Origin of the sequence: Neisseria yangbaofengii (genome assembly GCF_014898075.1) — a bacterium.
In the GTDB taxonomy this organism is placed as follows: domain Bacteria; phylum Pseudomonadota; class Gammaproteobacteria; order Burkholderiales; family Neisseriaceae; genus Neisseria; species Neisseria yangbaofengii.
The window spans coordinates 1,838,471-1,854,508 of the sequence record NZ_CP062976.1 but is presented as its reverse complement, the minus strand read 5'-3'; the positions used below and the strand labels follow the sequence as shown (position 1 = coordinate 1,854,508).

Annotated in this window: 16 protein-coding genes; 7 read left to right on the top strand and 9 right to left on the bottom strand. The window is 48.5% G+C overall.

Annotated elements, in window-relative coordinates; all coding sequences use genetic code 11:
• Positions 1-84 precede the first annotated feature (84 nt).
• Both H4O27_RS09020 and recJ read left to right on the top strand, forming a co-directional pair.
• The gene (locus H4O27_RS09020; RefSeq protein ID WP_165008210.1) at positions 85-252 is read left to right on the top strand and encodes a hypothetical protein; all 168 of its coding nucleotides are present in this window, start codon (positions 85-87) and stop codon (positions 250-252) included.
• A 294-nt stretch (positions 253-546) separates the two neighbouring features.
• Positions 547-2,247, top strand: a complete 1,701-nt coding sequence (gene recJ / locus H4O27_RS09015; RefSeq protein ID WP_165008208.1) for a single-stranded-DNA-specific exonuclease RecJ — start codon at positions 547-549, stop codon at positions 2,245-2,247.
• Positions 2,248-2,525: 278 nt separating this feature from the next.
• Here the strand turns inward: recJ and ppsR are convergent, their stop codons facing one another.
• Entirely contained in the window at positions 2,526-3,347 is an 822-nt protein-coding gene (ppsR, locus tag H4O27_RS09010; protein ID WP_165008206.1) for a posphoenolpyruvate synthetase regulatory kinase/phosphorylase PpsR, read from the bottom strand.
• A 421-nt stretch (positions 3,348-3,768) separates the two neighbouring features.
• Between ppsR and ppsA the strand changes: the two genes are divergently transcribed.
• Positions 3,769-6,156, top strand: coding sequence for a phosphoenolpyruvate synthase (gene ppsA, locus H4O27_RS09005; RefSeq protein WP_165008204.1), 2,388 nt, complete (start codon positions 3,769-3,771; stop codon positions 6,154-6,156).
• Positions 6,157-6,285: 129 nt separating this feature from the next.
• Here ppsA and H4O27_RS13630 read toward each other — a convergent pair whose 3' ends face one another.
• A complete protein-coding gene (locus H4O27_RS13630) occupies positions 6,286-6,837 on the bottom strand; it encodes an IS630 family transposase (protein WP_226883537.1) in 552 nt (183 codons plus the stop codon).
• A complete protein-coding gene (locus tag H4O27_RS08995) occupies positions 6,765-7,115 on the bottom strand; it encodes an IS630 transposase-related protein (RefSeq protein WP_193004237.1) in 351 nt (116 codons plus the stop codon). The genes H4O27_RS13630 and H4O27_RS08995 overlap by 73 nt, the downstream gene beginning before the upstream one ends.
• 272 nt (positions 7,116-7,387) lie before the next feature.
• Between H4O27_RS08995 and H4O27_RS08990 the strand changes: the two genes are divergently transcribed.
• Positions 7,388-8,125 carry a toxin-antitoxin system YwqK family antitoxin gene (locus H4O27_RS08990; protein WP_165011102.1) on the top strand — a complete coding sequence of 246 codons (738 nt, stop codon included), beginning with the start codon at positions 7,388-7,390 and terminating at the stop codon, positions 8,123-8,125.
• A gap of 163 nt (positions 8,126-8,288) precedes the next feature.
• Here the strand turns inward: H4O27_RS08990 and ykgO are convergent, their stop codons facing one another.
• Both ykgO and H4O27_RS08980 read right to left on the bottom strand, forming a co-directional pair.
• Entirely contained in the window at positions 8,289-8,414 is a 126-nt protein-coding gene (gene ykgO, locus H4O27_RS08985; RefSeq protein ID WP_003685279.1) for a type B 50S ribosomal protein L36, read from the bottom strand.
• Positions 8,414-8,689: a type B 50S ribosomal protein L31 gene (locus tag H4O27_RS08980; RefSeq protein WP_100563263.1), complete on the bottom strand. Its 276-nt coding sequence runs from the start codon at positions 8,687-8,689 to the stop codon at positions 8,414-8,416. Before H4O27_RS08980 ends, ykgO begins: the two co-directional genes overlap by 1 nt.
• Positions 8,690-8,970: 281 nt before the next feature.
• Here H4O27_RS08980 and H4O27_RS08975 point away from each other — a divergent pair, with 281 nt between their 5' ends.
• Positions 8,971-10,428, top strand: a complete 1,458-nt coding sequence (locus H4O27_RS08975; protein ID WP_165011100.1) for a TrkH family potassium uptake protein — start codon at positions 8,971-8,973, stop codon at positions 10,426-10,428.
• A 73-nt stretch (positions 10,429-10,501) separates the two neighbouring features.
• On the opposite strand, the gene H4O27_RS08970 is transcribed toward H4O27_RS08975, so the two are convergent.
• The 3 genes from H4O27_RS08970 to H4O27_RS08960 all read right to left on the bottom strand — a co-directional run bounded on the left by H4O27_RS08970 (position 10,502) and on the right by H4O27_RS08960 (position 12,296).
• The gene (locus H4O27_RS08970; RefSeq protein WP_193004245.1) at positions 10,502-11,302 is read right to left on the bottom strand and encodes an IS3 family transposase; all 801 of its coding nucleotides are present in this window, start codon (positions 11,300-11,302) and stop codon (positions 10,502-10,504) included.
• Positions 11,299-11,646 carry a helix-turn-helix domain-containing protein gene (locus tag H4O27_RS08965; protein ID WP_165009354.1) on the bottom strand — a complete coding sequence of 116 codons (348 nt, stop codon included), beginning with the start codon at positions 11,644-11,646 and terminating at the stop codon, positions 11,299-11,301. Before H4O27_RS08965 ends, H4O27_RS08970 begins: the two co-directional genes overlap by 4 nt.
• An 83-nt stretch (positions 11,647-11,729) precedes the next feature.
• Positions 11,730-12,296, bottom strand: coding sequence for a TIGR00645 family protein (locus H4O27_RS08960; RefSeq protein WP_165010734.1), 567 nt, complete (start codon positions 12,294-12,296; stop codon positions 11,730-11,732).
• Positions 12,297-12,625: 329 nt separating this feature from the next.
• On the opposite strand from H4O27_RS08960, the gene H4O27_RS08955 reads away from it, so the two are divergent.
• Together H4O27_RS08955 and H4O27_RS08950 are read left to right on the top strand one after the other, a co-directional pair.
• On the top strand, positions 12,626-13,387 hold the full coding sequence (locus tag H4O27_RS08955; protein WP_165010732.1) for a sulfite exporter TauE/SafE family protein: 762 nt from the start codon (positions 12,626-12,628) through the stop codon (positions 13,385-13,387).
• Between the two features lie 315 nt (positions 13,388-13,702).
• Complete coding sequence (locus tag H4O27_RS08950) at positions 13,703-14,197, top strand: hypothetical protein (RefSeq protein ID WP_165010730.1); 495 nt, start codon at positions 13,703-13,705, stop codon at positions 14,195-14,197.
• Between the two features lie 168 nt (positions 14,198-14,365).
• On the opposite strand, the gene H4O27_RS08945 is transcribed toward H4O27_RS08950, so the two are convergent.
• Complete coding sequence (locus H4O27_RS08945) at positions 14,366-15,964, bottom strand: peptide chain release factor 3 (RefSeq protein ID WP_165010728.1); 1,599 nt, start codon at positions 15,962-15,964, stop codon at positions 14,366-14,368.
• Positions 15,965-16,038: the final 74 nt, after the last annotated feature.

Below are 16,038 nucleotides of genomic sequence, written 5' to 3'. Positions count from 1 at the left end.
GAAGCCGGATAAATCCTTTCAAATTGTGAACGGCCGCTATCGGCCGCCGGAGTGTTTTCCTATTGAGCTGAAAGCCGCAAAACAATGATTTCAACCCACGATTCTGTCGGTGCTGCGATACCGCAAAAGCCGTTGATATTGTCAAGCTCAAAAGCCTTGTCGTTTCAAGCCAAGCAGCCGCCGAAATCGGCTCAAAACCAAACCCCGTATTATTTTTGCCATGAACATACCTTGGGCAAATTCTACCAATAACCGCCGACTTACCGTTTTGAAACGCCGTTTCCTGTATCGGTGTATCATACCGTGACTAAAAAGCATACCGCTACAGTTAAGCTTCCAAAATATCGCTTATACGCCGATAACTGTAACAGAGGATGCGGCTTTAGCCGTGACTGCGCTGGCGTTGTCACCGGTATTTCTGCTGGCAAGAACAGTTCGAAAATAGGGTGAATCGTTCTATTTTAAACCCGGTATCATACCTTCAGACGACCTAATGAACCACAGGCCGTCTGAAAACCATTTAATCTTATTCGTGAAAACTAAAACATGGCCGTAAAGATACAAACCCGTTCCTTCAACCAATCCGTATGCGACACCTTAATCAATGCCGGAGCCGACCCGCTGATTGCGCGCCTATGCGCCGCGCGTGATGTGCAGACACCGCAGGAATTGGAAGACAAGCTCACCGGATTACTGCCGTATCAGTCGCTCAACCAATGCGAAGCGGCAGCGGTACGTTTGGCCGATGCCATTGCGCGGCAGGAAAAAATCCTGATTGTGGCCGACTACGATGTCGATGGTGCAACAGCTTGCGCGGTGGGCATCAAAGGCTTGAGCGCGATGGGGGCGGCGGTGGATTTTTTGGTGCCCAACCGTTTTGAACACGGCTACGGTCTTACCCCTGAATTGGCGGAAATCGCGGCAGAAAAGGGCACAAACCTGCTGCTGACGGTGGATAACGGCATTGCCAGCTTGGCCGGTGTGGCGCGTGCGCAGGCGTTGGGTTTGGATGTGGTGGTGACCGACCACCACCTTCCGGCCGAACAGGTGCCCGATTGCATTATCGTGAATCCGAACCAGCGCGGTTGCGGCTTCGAGAGCAAAAGCCTGGCCGGTGTGGGCGTAATTTTTTATGTGTTGATGGCTTTGCGTGCCGAGTTGCGCCGACGCCAATATTTTTCAGACGGCCTGCAAGAACCGAATCTGGCTGAATTATTGGATTTGGTGGCGTTGGGTACGGTGGCCGATGTGGTTGCGCTTGATCACAACAACCGCATTTTGGTGTCGCAAGGTTTGAAGCGTATGCGGCAGGGTAAAATGCGGCCGGGCATTCGTGCATTGTTTGAAGTGGCGCGGCGCGATTGGCGCAAAGCGCAGCCGTTTGACATGGGGTTTGCGTTAGGGCCGCGCATCAATGCGGCGGGACGTTTGGACGATATGGCGCTCGGTATCGCCTGTTTGCTGGCGGACAATGACCGGCAGGCTAAAGAGCTGGCGGCTCAGTTGAACAACCTTAATATCGAGCGCCGCGAAATCGAGCAATCCATGCTGCAAGATGCCTTGGATTCGTTCCCCGAAACCTTGCCGGGCCGGCAAGCCACACTGGTGGCTTACCGCGAAGACTACCATCAAGGTGTGATCGGCATTGTGGCCAGCCGCTTGAAAGACCGCTTTTACCGCCCTACCATTGTATTCGCACCGGCGGATAATGGCGAAGTGCGCGGCTCGGGCCGTTCCATTCCCAATCTGCACTTGCGCGATGCACTGGATTTGGTCAGCAAACGCCATCCTGATTTGATTTTGAAATTCGGCGGCCACGCGATGGCAGCGGGTTTGAGTATTTTAGAACACAAGATCCCTGCGTTTCAGACGGCCTTTGAGCAAGCCGTGCGCGACATGGTGAGCGAAGACGATTTATCGCAAACCTTCATCACCGACGGCAGCCTGCCAGCGGTCGAAATTACATTGGAACGAGCGCAAAGCCTTGCCCGCCATGTGTGGGGACAGGGTTTTGCGCCGCCGAGTTTTACCGATGAATTTCATGTCGTACGCCAGCAATGGATGGGCGCGGAAGGCAAGCATAAAAAAGTGTGGCTGCAAAAAGACGGCTTTGAATTTGAAGCGATGTTTTGGCGGTGCAGCGAAGAAATTCCCGAACATATTCGCACCGTGTACCGCCCCGTGGCCAACGAATGGCGTAATAATGTGGAATTGCAGCTTTATATTGATTATTGGGAAGCGGCGTAGCTGTAAAAAATCCCGGCGTTGTGTACACTTTTTCTTTTTTGCCTGAAGATCCGGTTGGGGATTTCCGAGTGTTGCCAAGCATAGCGAAAGGCACGGCAAAGCCGCATGATTCTTGATAACGCCCGAAAATCCTAAAACAATCGTTCAGACAAAAAACAAAAGCTGTTTTGCATAAAAAGTGTAACCAACCCGGCGATTTCCTATTCTTACATGTAAGATTGGTTGATAAAAGGCCGTCTGAAACATCGTGTTTCAGACGGCCTTTTGTGATGCATAGATTAGAAACGGCGTTTCAATTGGCGGGCTTGCAGGATGTGTACCGCCAATTCTTCTACCGATTTATCGGTGGTATTGGTAAACGGAATGCCGTGGCGTTTGAACATTGCCTGTGCGTCGGCTACTTCGCTGCGGCAGGTGTTGATTTGCGCATAGGTCGAATTCGGGCGGCGCTCTTGGCGGATAGCTTGCAGGCGTTCCGGCTGAATGGTCAGGCCGAACAGTTTGTCTTTGTAAGGTTTCACCATGCGCGGCAAATCGGTGGATTCCAAATCGTCGGGAATCAGCGGATAGTTGGCGGCACGGATACCGTATTGCAGGGCGAGGTAGAGACAGGTCGGGGTTTTACCGGAACGGGATACGCCCATCAGAATCACATCGGCTTCTTTCAGATTTTTATCGCTCACGCCGTCGTCGTGATTGAGCGAGAAATTCACCGCTTCCATACGGGCATCGTAGCGTTGGGTGTTGCCGATGCTGTGGTGCCCTTGCAGCGACAGCGTGGCTTGGGCGTTCAATTCTTTTTCGAGTTGGCCCAAGAACGTATCGAAGAAGTTGATTACAAAAGCATTTGCTTCTTTAATGATGTGGCGGATTTCGTGATTAACCACGCTGACAAAGGCAATCGGGCGTACGCCGTGTTCTTCGGCGGAACGGTTTACCTTTTCCACCACGGCCAGCGCTTTTTCCGGCGTGTCGATAAACGGATAGGTCGAGCGTTTGAATTGCAGGCTGCCGAATTGGTTGAGTAGCGCTTCACCGATGTTTTCGGCGGTCAGGCCGGTGCGGTCGGAAATATAGAAAACGTGTCGGGTGGTATTCATGGCGGGTCTTTCGGAATAACGGAAACCGGCCGTTATCATAACAAGAGCAGCGGCGGGAATAAAGCGGCGGCGGTGAAATTACAGATAATTACAACACAAAACCATAAAAAACTTAACGCATATTAATTTTAATAAAATAGAAAAATTGAAATATAATTCCAAATATTTTGAATAACGTAAATATTTAAAATTCATCGAATTGTTTCAAACGTTATGTTTTACAAGAAGATAAGGCCGTCTGAAAAGTATCGGTATTTCGGGTTTCAAGCGACTACACCGCCAAAAGCCGCAATTTTTCAGACGGCCTGCGCTGCGATAATCGCTGCAAAAACCGAAAAAATACATGACAGAGACAGTTTGAATCGCTTAGAATAAGCCAGCGGATTCATTTCTTTTTTAACATACACGAACTGGATGAAAAATGGCTGCAAACTATGTAATTTGGTTTGAGAACCTGCGCATGACCGATGTGGAAAGCGTGGGCGGTAAAAATGCCTCTTTGGGCGAAATGATCAGTCAGCTGACTGAGAAAGGCGTACGTGTTCCCGGCGGTTTTGCCACCACCGCAGATGCTTACCGTGCCTTTTTGGCACACGAAGGCCTGAGCGACCGTATTTCCGCCGCACTGGCCGGGTTGGACGTTGACGACGTTGCCGAATTGGCGCGTGTGGGTAAAGAAATCCGCCAATGGATTTTGGATACGCCGTTTCCGGAGCAACTGAACAACGAAATCGAAGCAGCATGGAACAAAATGGTTGCCGATGCCGGCAGCGAAGACATTTCCGTTGCCGTACGCTCTTCTGCCACCGCAGAAGACCTGCCGGACGCTTCATTTGCGGGTCAGCAGGAAACATTCCTGAATATCAATGGTTTGGAAAACGTTAAAGAAGCCATGCACCATGTGTTTGCTTCGCTGTATAATGATCGTGCCATTTCTTACCGTGTTCACAAAGGTTTTGAACACGACATCGTTGCCCTGTCTGCCGGTGTGCAGCGCATGGTGCGTTCCGACAGCGGTTCGTCAGGCGTGATGTTTACCATCGATACCGAATCCGGTTACGACCAAGTGGTATTTGTTACCTCGTCTTACGGTTTGGGCGAAAACGTGGTGCAGGGTGCGGTAAATCCTGACGAATTCTATGTATTCAAACCGACGCTGAAAGCGGGCAAACCGGCCATTCTGCGTAAAACCATGGGTTCGAAACAGATTAAAATGATTTTCACCGATAAAGCCGAAGCCGGTAAATCGGTGGCCAATATCGACGTGCCTGAAGCAGACCGCAACCGCTTCTCGATTACCGACGAAGAAGTAACCGAGTTGGCGCATTACGCTCTGATTATCGAAAAACACTACGGCCGTCCGATGGACATCGAATGGGGTCGAGACGGTATCGACGGTAAACTGTATATTCTGCAAGCCCGTCCGGAAACCGTTAAATCGCAGGAAGACGGTAGCCGCAGCCTGCGCCGCTATGCCATCAGCGGTGAGAAAAAAGTATTGGCCGAAGGCCGTGCTATCGGTCAGAAAGTCGGCCAAGGCAAAGTACGTTTGGTTAAAGACGCTTCAGAAATGGAAAGTGTGGAAGCGGGCGACGTGTTGGTAACCGATATGACCGACCCGGATTGGGAGCCGGTGATGAAACGTGCTTCTGCGATTGTAACCAATCGTGGCGGCCGTACCTGCCACGCAGCGATTATTGCCCGTGAATTGGGCATTCCTGCGGTTGTCGGCTGCGGCGATGCGACAAGCCGTCTTCATGCCGGTCAGGAAGTAACCGTATCGTGTGCCGAAGGCGACACCGGCCTGATTTACGAAGGTTTGTTGGAAGTAAACGTTACCGATGTGGCTTTGGACAATATGCCGAAAGCACCGGTAAAAGTGATGATGAACGTCGGCAATCCTGAATTGGCGTTCAGCTTCTCCGGTCTGCCTAGCGAAGGTATCGGCTTGGCACGCATGGAATTTATCATCAACCGCCAAATCGGTATCCACCCGAAAGCCTTGTTGGAATTTGACAAACAAGACGACGAGCTGAAAGCCGAAATTACCCGCCGTATTGCCGGTTATGCTTCTCCGGTGGATTTCTATGTCGATAAAATCGCCGAAGGTGTGGCAACTCTGGCCGCTTCGGTTTATCCCCGTAAAACCATCGTCCGCATGTCCGACTTCAAATCCAACGAATATGCCAATCTGGTCGGCGGCAATATTTACGAACCGCACGAAGAAAACCCGATGTTGGGCTTCCGTGGGGCGGCACGTTATGTGTCGGAAGATTTTGCCGACTGCTTTGCGCTGGAATGTAAAGCCCTGAAACGTGTCCGTGACGAAATGGGTCTGACCAACGTTGAAATCATGATTCCGTTTATCCGTACTTTGGCGGAAGCTGAATTGGTGGTTAAGGCCTTGAAAGAAAACGGTTTGGAACGCGGTAAAAACGGTTTGCGTCTGATTATGATGTGCGAAGTACCGAGCAACGCATTGCTGGCCGAACAGTTCCTGCAATACTTTGACGGCTTCTCCATCGGTTCAAACGACATGACCCAACTGACGCTGGGCGTGGACCGAGACAGCGGCGGTCCGATTGCGGCAACATTTGACGAACGTAATGCGGCGGTTAAAGTGATGCTGCATTTGGCGATTTCTGCCTGCCGCAAACAAAACAAATATGTCGGCATCTGCGGCCAAGGCCCTTCCGATCACCCTGATTTTGCCAAATGGCTGGTGGAAGAAGGCATCGAAAGCGTGTCTCTGAATCCGGATACCGTTATCGAAACTTGGCTGTATCTGGCCAATGAATTGAACAAATAAGGTTGTCTGAAAAGATTAGTCTAAACTATTAACCGCCCTGCGAATGCAGGGCGGTTTTTTGTGGCTTGGGGGTTGAATAGCTGCAGGTTTCAGACGGCCTTGCTTATGTGTGATATATAGCAAACAAACTTATTTATCGATACACATCTGAAACAGACAATCCACATCCATAATTCGCAGCCGATTCCTAACACCTTTAATCCAAGCCCACTTTTTCTCTATCTGATTCAGATCAGGGCTATAGGGCGGAAGCCATAACACAGTATGGCCTTTCTCCTTCAGAAGTGCTAAAGCATTCCCCTTATGAAACGTCGCATTATCCATCACCACCACACTGTTTTGCGGTAGCTCCGGAATCAAAATCCGCTCCACCCAAGCGTCAAATATTCGGCGGTCAATACTGCAATCAAACAACCCGACGGCAAACAGTTTGCCGTGAAATAACGCCCCAATAGCATTGGTCTGATGATGTCCCTGCCAATCATGGAGCGCATAACAGCGCCGGCTTTTTGGCGCATAAGCGTAAGGCCGGTAACAGGATGTTCTGAATCCGCTCTCGTCTAAATAAACAACCGGACGGTTACGGCGGATGTAGCGGTGCAGTAACTTCAGGAAGTTTTTTCTGAGCCCTCTGTTGGCTTTCGGGTGGCGGTTGGTCTTTTTTTGTAGCTGATGTTGTATCGCTTTAATGCTTTGTGTATGGCAGTATGGGAACAGCCAAAGCGTTGCGCTCTTTCATAGCAATAGGCATCGGGATAACGCTCAACATCTTCGAGCAGTGCTTGGACGCTGATTTTGCGGGTTTTCCGTTGCTTTGGAGGGGCTTGAGGAGCCGGAGGGCGTCTCCAAAGTGTGATGGTGGAGATGGCGATGCCGAATTCTTTTGCGGCTCTGCGAATCGTCCATCCTTGACGGAGTTTTTTGAGTACGAGTTGTTTGAAGTCTTCTGAATAGGCCATGGTGGAATTGTATCGAAGATTATGTTTATTTGCTATATCGGTTTAAAAACCAGATTATTCCGTTATCATTTTAATAAATGAATTTGCGTTTGGTAAAAACCGTCTTAATCAATGATATAAAAATATTGTATTTAACAAATATAGGTACTTTGTTTTATAATGGTTAAATTGAAAAATAATACTTGATTTTCTGAATATTGCACGATAATCAAGCATGTAAATAAATGAAGGTTTATTGCAATAGCGCTAGGCTTTCTATATGGATGATGAAAATGAACCGGTTTTTAACAATGGGTTTGGTGTCGGTGGCGATGAGTGCAGGATCAGCGGCGGCTTGGGCGCAAACTCATTCTGTGTACTTTAATCAGCAAGGTAAGATTACCGCGACCATGTCGTCTGTGGCTTACGTGCGCCAGTATAAAGTTAACGCCGGTTTGGCGCAGGTGCAGGATTTCTATTATCCATCAATGAAAAAATATTCTGATCCTTATCAGGTGCAAACCAGTCAGATTAAGGTGTTTGTACCGGTGTTGGATAATGGCACATTAACCTTATGGCATTTCAACGGTCAGAAAAAAATGGTCGGCAGCTACCGCAATGGTAAGCCTAATGGCGAATGGATCAACTGGTATCCAAATGGCAAAAAATCAGCAGTTATGCCGTATTTAAACGGCTTAAGCAACGGTGTCGGCGCACGCTATTACCGAAACGGCAATAAAGAGAGCGAAATACAGTTTAAAAACGATAAGGCTAACGGCTATTGGAAGCAATGGTATGCCGATGGCAGCCCAAAAACGGAAATGAAGATGGTGAACGATCAGCCGATGGAAATGCTCAGTTGGGACGAATCCGGTCGATTATTGACTGAGATGTCGTTTAGAAACGGCCGCCGCAACGGCATTGTGTTGGATTGGTATGAAGACGGTTCGAAAAAATCAGAAGCCGTGTATCAAAATGACCAATTGGTGAAAAAGACCTTATGGGATCAAGATGGGTTTGAGATTGAGTAAATAAACGAGGGTTATATTAACAAGGCCGTCTGAAATTCAGGCGGCCTTGTATCATTTGGAGAATGCGTATAAAAAATAAACAAAAAATGCCGCACCAAGGGATGCGGTGCGGCCAAATCTCAATAGCCAGAGAGAGTTACATAAAAAATCACAGCAAAAAAGGTTAGCGCTGACGTGCCTTGAAACGCGGATTGCTCTTGCAAATTACGTATACCTTGCCTTTACGGCGCACGATTTGACAATCGCGGTGGCGTTTCTTGGCTGTTTTCAGAGAAGATAAAACCTGCATTATTTATCCTTTCTCAAAGAGCCCATCATCGATTGGAAACGTTGGTGGAACTTGCTGGCACGGCCTTCGGTGGTTACGTTGCGCTGTTTGCCGGTGTAAACGGGATGGGAAGCGGAAGACGTATCCAAAGAAAACAGTGGATATTCGTTGCCGTCTTTCCAAACCATGGTTTTACCGTGGGTATTGGCGCATGAGCGGATGAGCCAACCTTCGTCGGCGCCGCTGTCGTAGAACAAAACGGTACGGTAATTATCCGGGTGAATATCGGGTTTCATAAAATTTCCTATTGCTATTTAAATGTTATAGCATAACATTATATACCTATTTTTTTAAAAGACAAGTTTGTGACAGGGAAAAATTCTAATATCAAACCTAATCATCTGTTTTGTTTTGAGATTTATTCTCATTTCAGACGGTTAAAATAGAAATATCCATATCCGCTTGTAGAGAATTTGATAAAATATGCTTTCAGACGGCCTTATCAATATCAAGGCCGTCTGAAATTTTTGAACCGTTTCGCAGCCATATTCAGACGGTCTGCGTTTAAAAGATTGATATGTATAAAGTCATACCGATTATCCACGTGCTGTCTAAGCTCGGCGTGTTGTTTTCGCTGTTACTGATGGTGCCGACGCTGATGTCGTATTTTTTTCTCGACAGTGCTTTTCCGGCATTTGCCCGCACCGCGTTGGTGACGACGTTTTCTTCCTGCACCATCTGGCTGCTGACGCTGCGGTATAACCGTGAGTTGCGTCCGCGCGACGGTTTTACATTGGTGATTATGCTGTGGCTGGCGTTTGCGATGGTGGCGGCGGTGCCGATTTATTTATATGTGCCGCACATGAGTTTTACCGATGCGTTTTTTGAAGCGATGTCGGGTTTAACCACCACAGGGGCAACGGTCATCAGCAGCTTGGATACCTTGGCACCATCGGTCAATTTCTGGCGGCACATGCTCAACTGGCTGGGCGGTATGGGTATTATCGTGCTGGCGGTGGCGATTTTGCCGATGTTGGGTGTCGGCGGTACGCAGCTTTTCAAGGCTGAAATCCCGGGTTTGGACAAAGAAAGCAAAATGGCGCCGCGGATTTCTCAGGTGGCTAAAAAGCTGTGGGGTGCTTATATTTTAACCACCGTGGCGGCATTTTTTTCCTTGCATTGGGCGGGGATGAGTTGGTTTGATGCGCTCTGTCATGCTATGTCGTCGGTGGCTTTGGGCGGATTTTCCACGCACGATGACAGTATCGCTTATTTCAATTCGGTGAAAATCGAGTGGACGATTATGTTTTTTACGCTGTTTGGCGGCATCAATTTTGCCAGCCACTTTGCGGCGTTGGGCGGGCGTTCGCTGAAAGTGTATTGGAAAGACGAAGAATGCCGTGTGTTGCTGCTGACGATGACGTGCAGCATCATTATGGCCAGCCTTTATTTGTGGCACAAAGAATTTTATCCGTCGTTGGTAGATGCGTTTCGCTTTGTCAGCTTTAATTTTGTATCGATTGGTCTGGCCAGCGGCTTTGCCAATACCGATTTCGCCAAGTGGCCGTTGCTGGTTTCATTGTGGATGTTTTTCTTATCTAACGTATTGGCCTGTTCTGGCTCGATGGGCGGCGGCATTAAAAACGTGCGGGCTTTAGTGTTGTTTAAATTCAGTTTGCGCGAAATGATGATTCTGCTGCACTCGCACGCTGTGCGTACGGTGAAGGTCAACAACCGCAGCATTTCCGAGCGCATGGCCTTGACGGTAATGTCGTTTATTTTTGTTTATTTTATGACCGTGGTCGTGTTCAGTTTCTTGATGATGGTCACCGGCTTGGATTTTGTTTCCGCGTTCACGGCAGTGATTGCTTGTATTACCAATGCGGGTCCGGGTTTGGGTGAAGTGGGGCCGGCGCATAATTACGCCAGTTTGAATGATGCGCAGAAATGGCTGTGTGCCATTGTAATGCTGCTGGGGCGTTTGGAAATTTTCACGGTGTTGATTCTGTTTACACCGGCATATTGGAAAAAATAAGTGCCGCAATAAAATAGGCCGTCTGAAACTCATTGAACTGCCCCCCAATACTTGGACAAGTTAAGAATCTTTCTCAAACAGCCTTTTCAAGCTGGGTTCTGTAGCCGACAGGACTCAGCTTTTTTAAGTTTAAACTAATCCGCTCATGATTGTAGTAACGTATGTAATCATCTATTACCTCTGTCAGCTCTGCCACCGACAACGCACCTTCCTGATAGAAGCTCTCTTCTTTTAATGTACCGAAGAAACGCTCCATCGGCGCATTGTCCCAGCAATTTCCTTTACGCGACATGCTTTGCACCATTCCTTTCTCAGCCAGTTTCGCCCGATAAGCCCCGGTGCGGTAAAGCACACCCCGGTCGGAATGCAGCAGCGGCGTTTGGCCTTTCAGACGGCCAAATGCTTTATCCAACATTTGCGCCACCAGTTTACTGTTTGCTCTGCGGCTTAAAGAATAGGCCACAATCTCCCGATTAAACACATCCGATATCGGCGATAAGTACAGCTTCCCGTCTGTGCATTTGAACTCCGTCACATCGGTCAGCCATTTGTCTGCCGGTTTGCCGGCAGTAAATTCACGATTAAGAATATTATCCGAAGCCTCTCCTATTACCTGCGGACGGTAGGCTTTTTTGCTGCGGACTTTGGCTTTCAGTCCCAACAAACCCATAATGCGCTGCACTTTCTTTTTGTTCCACGACAATACGGCGGCAATCCGCCGATGACCGTAGCGGCCTTTGTGTCGGCGATAGACTTCACTTACTGCGGTTTTGGCCGCCGCATCGGGATCGGCTTTGCCGATATGGTAATGAAAGCTGCTTTTGGGAATGCCGGCACTGTGCAGCAGATATTTCAGCGGGTGCTTCGCTCTCAACGTTTGAACGGTTTCGCAGCTTTGGCGGCGTTCTTTTCGTTGAGGGCTTTCATGTGCTTTAGGTAGTCGTTCTCCGCCCTCATGTAACGTAACTCTTCAATCAGTTCCGCCCGGGTTTTTTCGTGGTCGGGTTTGTCGGCGATAAACGGGTTTTTGCGTTTGGTCTTCATAAACGTAGCCTGCGGGTGTTGAAGTGCGGCGATACCGCCTTGCCGATAGGCGGCTATCCAACGGCGCAGGTGGGTGCGCGAGACGTTGAAGTGCTCTGCGGTGCGCTGTTGGCTGTGCACTTGGTGATAATGGAGTACGGCTCGGTATTTGAAGTGTAGGTTATATTTGGACATAAGAAAACTGCACCTTTTAAAGTTGGAGGGGTGTCCAACTTTTGGGGTGCAGTTCAGTTTCAGACGGCCTTTTATATAGAAAATCAATGGGGTTTGTGTGACGTACCGTACACAATCTTATCGGTCCACGCCATGGCGACGGCGGAGATTAAGAAGCCCATGTGAATGATGAATTGCCACATCATCTGTTTTTCGGTGAGGTTGGCGGCATTGATGAAGGTTTGCAGCAAATGAATCGATGAAATGCTGATAATCGACATCGACAGCTTCACTTTCAGCACCGAAGCGTTCACATGGCTGAGCCATTCGGGTTGGTCGGGGTGGTCGTCAACGCGCAGACGTGAAACAAAGGTTTCGTAGCCGCCAATTAACACCATCACCAATAGGTTGGCAATCATCACCACGTCGATCAAGTTCAAAATCGTCAGCATGATGGTGTTATCGTCCATTTGGTTGAGGTTTACCACCAAATGCCATAGCAATTTCAGGAATTTATAGGCGTAAATGGCTTGCACCGCCACTAAGCCTAAATAAATCGGCAATTGCAGCCAGCGGCTGGCAAAAATCAGGCTGCCCAAAAAATTGCGTTGCGGTTTGGGTTGGTAGGAGTGATGCGGCGGGGTATGCGGTTCCTGTGTGTGTTCGGTCATATTGGCCAATAATAAAACAATTAAAAGGCGCGTATTTTAAATGAGTTTTGGTTGGAAATCCAATTTCTTGAGGCTTTTGCAAAATCCCGGGTTTGAGTGTGGCTCGAAGCCGGGGCTGCACATAAAGCGCAGACAGATCAATTAGATAGGCAAGATTTCGGGCAGCGCATAACGAAGAAATGTGCCAAAGATGGAGGATTGTGCAAAGGTTCCGCCTTTATGATGAATAGGTGGGTGAGGCCTTCCGAAAGTTTCAGACGGCATTCTGTATAGACGGCTAAAATCGATTTCATTAAAATATTTAAAATTTTGAATTAGATTGCCTTCTGATGGAAACAACGTTTTACTTTTTGATTATTATCGGGTTTTTGGCCGGATTGATGGATGCGGCGGTGGGCGGTGGCGGTCTGCTGCAAATTCCCGGGCTGTTTAATATCCTGCCGGGTACGCCGGTGCCGGCTGTGTTGGGCGTGGGCAAAGTGGCATCGTTTTCAGGTACGGTAACCGCGACATGGCAGTATGTGCGCAAAATTCCCGTGCCGTGGAAAATGCTGCTGCCGGCGGCGGTGTTGGCGTTTATTGCCTCGTATTTGGGTGCCAAATCGGTGGCGTTTTTTCCGACCGAATACATGAAGCCGGTTATGCTGGTCATCATGATTGTGATGTGTCTTTATACTTTTTTAAAGAAAGATTTAGGCCAAATCCGGCGCACTGCCAAACTCACACGCAAAGAAACCTTGTGGGGCTTGTTTTTCGGCGTATTAATCGGTTTTTACGACGGCATTTTCGGGCCGGGTACGGGCAGCCTGCTGGCGTTTATTTTCGTGCGTTTTTACGGCTATGATTTTCTCACTGCCAACGCTTCGGGCAAGGTTATCAATACGACCACCAATTTTGCCGCCTTAACCTTTTTCGTGCCGCATGGCCATGTGGTGTGGGCGTGGGCGATTCCGTTGGCGGCAGCCAATTTGTGCGGCGGCATTATCGGCGCACGGTTGGCGATACGCGGCGGCACTAAGTTTCTGCGCTACGGTTTTATGTGTTTGCTGGTGTTGATTATCGGCAAATTTGCGTGGGATTTGTGGGTGTAAACGAGCATAAAAAGGCCGTCTGAAACAAAATGTTTCAGACGGCCTGAAGATTTATTTATACCGGTAAAAATGTTGCGTTATCTATCTCGCTATTATTTGAAAAAAATTCGACAATTTATCAGAACCAACCCGTTCAACAACAGAACAAATCAGCCGAGGGTGGACTTGAAAGAAAATTTACGCCAGCATAATTAACATTAACCGTTGGTTATAAATTTAGACTGTTTATTAAATATGCATTGACAATTTTTTTTATTTTTTTTACATTACCTAGCAATTTTATGATGGTAGTGTTTTAAAAAAAGGAAATTTTTGATGAAACGAAAAACAGCAGTTTTCTGTTCAGTTATGGCTCTGATGTTGTCGGGTTGCGCTCAATATGATGATTTTATGGGTGAGGTGAGTACGTTGAAAAATCAGACTGCAGCCCTGTTTGGAGGAGAGGTAGATAAAACTCCGCCGGCGCAAATCTGTAAAGAGCATGCTGAAAATAATATTAATGCGCAACGTAAATATATCGGTAAAATGCTGATTGCAAAGGGTAAGGTATTGCGTATTTACAAAGACGAGCTGAGTGGCATAGTCCCAAGAGCCGGTACGGTTTTGGAAAATACCTATCGTACGGTTATGCAAGTTGGTTCAGTTCGAATTAACGCCGGTATGAGCAGTTTGGTGGCTCAACGCTTGAAAGTCGGCCAGACTGTAACATTAAAAGGGCAAATTGAAAGTTTAGGCTTTGATGATACTGGATTTAAAGGAGAGGGCTGTCTCGTTGCTTTACGCTACAGTATTCCGGTGACTAAAAAATAATCTATGAAAAGAATAGGCCGTCTGAAAAAAGTAGTGAAACTTTTCAGACGGCCTGATTTTTAATCAAACTATCTGTTACTGTTATTTAGATTTGCAAAAGTGTATTATCTCAAAAATACACTTCTTTTATCTGTCAATCAGTAGTTGAAATATGCGGCATCAGTTTAATCAAGCGTTCAAATTCACCGCGTGTTCTCGGGTTTCGTGGAACACGATGTCCGGCCAGCGTTCTTGGGTCAGCCCTAAATTGACACGGTTGGGGGCGAGGTAGGCGAGGTTGCCGCCGGCATCGATGGCGAGGTTGCCGGCATTGGCTTTTTCAAATTCCGCCAGTTTTTTCTTGTCGTCGCAAGAAACCCAGCGTGCCGACCAAATCGAGGCGTTGTCGAACACGGCTTCTACGCCGTATTCCGCCGCCAGCCGTGCGGTAACGACTTCAAACTGCAATACGCCGACTGCGCCTAAAATCAAATCGGCACCGCTATGCGGTTTGAATACCTGCACGGCGCCTTCTTCGCCGAGTTGCTGCAAACCTTTTTGCAGCTGTTTGATTTTTAGCGGGTTTTTAATACGTACGCTGCGGAAGAGTTCCGGTGCGAAAAACGGAATGCCGGTAAACGCCAGCTGTTCGCCTTCGGAAAAGCTGTCGCCGATTTGGATATTGCCGTGATTCGGAATGCCGATGATGTCGCCGGCGTAGGCTTCTTCGACCAGTTCCCGATCGTGCGACATAAACGTTACCACGCTGGAAGCGGCGATGTCCCGGTTAATCCGCAGGTGTTTCATTTTCATGCCCCGCTCGAATTTGCCGGAGCAAACCCGCAGAAAGGCGATGCGGTCGCGGTGTTTCGGATCCATATTGGCTTGGATTTTGAACACGAAGCCGGAGAATTTTTCTTCGGTCGGCTCAACCGTGCGTACGGTAGCGTCCCGACCTTTGGGCGCAGGTGCCCAGTCGATCAGGGAGTTGAGGATTTCCTGAATGCCGAAATTGTTGATGGCCGAGCCGAAAAATACCGGCGTGAGTTCGCCTGCTAAAAATTCGTCTAAATCAAATTCGTTGGAAGCGGCCTGAACCAATTCGATTTCATCACGCAACTGTTGGATTTCCAAAGGGAAACGCTGTTCCAGTTCGGGATTGTCTATGCCTTTGATGATGTCGAACTCGTGCGGCAGACGTTCGCCGCCCGATTCAAAAAGATAGATTTCGTCGTTCAGAATGTGGTACACGCCCTTGAAGTTTTTGCCCATGCCAATCGGCCAGGTTACGGGTGCGCAGCGGATTTTCAAAATATTTTCCACTTCGTCCAAAAGTTCCAGCGAATCACGCACTTCACGGTCGTATTTGTTCATAAAGGTAACAATCGGCGTGTTGCGCAGGCGGCAGACGTTTAAGAGTTTGATGGTTTGCGCTTCTACGCCTTTGGCGGCGTCAATCACCATCAGGGCGCTGTCCACGGCGGTCAAAACGCGGTAGGTGTCTTCGGAAAAGTCTTGGTGGCCGGGGGTGTCCAACAGATTGACGGTGTGGTCGTGGTAGTCGAACTGCATGACGGACGAGGCCACGGAAATGCCCCGCTGTTTCTCGATTTCCATCCAGTCGGAGGTGGCGAATTTGCCGGTTTTTTTGCCTTTGACCGTACCCGCACTCTGAATCGCACCCGAAAACAGCAGCAGCTTTTCGGTGAGCGTGGTTTTACCCGCATCGGGGTGGGAAATGATGGCAAACGTGCGACGGCGGCGCACTTGTTCGGGGATATTCGACATAATGGTTTTTCTAAAAATTTCAGGCCGTGGTTCAGACGGCCTGTTGAATAACAAAAAAGATGCGCAATTGTACA

Excerpts from the sequence above, each read along its gene's own strand:
- ppsR (WP_165008206.1), bottom strand. The coding sequence starts at position 3,347 with ATGAATACCACCCGACACGTTTTCTATATTTCCGACCGCACCGGCCTG.
- H4O27_RS08955 (WP_165010732.1), top strand. The coding sequence starts at position 12,626 with ATGGAAACAACGTTTTACTTTTTGATTATTATCGGGTTTTTGGCCGGA.
- ppsA (WP_165008204.1), top strand. The coding sequence starts at position 3,769 with ATGGCTGCAAACTATGTAATTTGGTTTGAGAACCTGCGCATGACCGAT.
- H4O27_RS09020 (WP_165008210.1), top strand. The coding sequence starts at position 85 with ATGATTTCAACCCACGATTCTGTCGGTGCTGCGATACCGCAAAAGCCG.
- H4O27_RS08990 (WP_165011102.1), top strand. The coding sequence starts at position 7,388 with ATGAACCGGTTTTTAACAATGGGTTTGGTGTCGGTGGCGATGAGTGCA.
- H4O27_RS08960 (WP_165010734.1), bottom strand. The coding sequence starts at position 12,296 with ATGACCGAACACACACAGGAACCGCATACCCCGCCGCATCACTCCTAC.
- H4O27_RS08975 (WP_165011100.1), top strand. The coding sequence starts at position 8,971 with ATGTATAAAGTCATACCGATTATCCACGTGCTGTCTAAGCTCGGCGTG.
- ykgO (WP_003685279.1), bottom strand. The coding sequence starts at position 8,414 with ATGCAGGTTTTATCTTCTCTGAAAACAGCCAAGAAACGCCACCGCGAT.
- H4O27_RS08950 (WP_165010730.1), top strand. The coding sequence starts at position 13,703 with ATGAAACGAAAAACAGCAGTTTTCTGTTCAGTTATGGCTCTGATGTTG.
- H4O27_RS08965 (WP_165009354.1), bottom strand. The coding sequence starts at position 11,646 with ATGTCCAAATATAACCTACACTTCAAATACCGAGCCGTACTCCATTAT.
- H4O27_RS08995 (WP_193004237.1), bottom strand. The coding sequence starts at position 7,115 with ATGGCCTATTCAGAAGACTTCAAACAACTCGTACTCAAAAAACTCCGT.
- H4O27_RS08945 (WP_165010728.1), bottom strand. The coding sequence starts at position 15,964 with ATGTCGAATATCCCCGAACAAGTGCGCCGCCGTCGCACGTTTGCCATC.
- recJ (WP_165008208.1), top strand. The coding sequence starts at position 547 with ATGGCCGTAAAGATACAAACCCGTTCCTTCAACCAATCCGTATGCGAC.
- H4O27_RS08980 (WP_100563263.1), bottom strand. The coding sequence starts at position 8,689 with ATGAAACCCGATATTCACCCGGATAATTACCGTACCGTTTTGTTCTAC.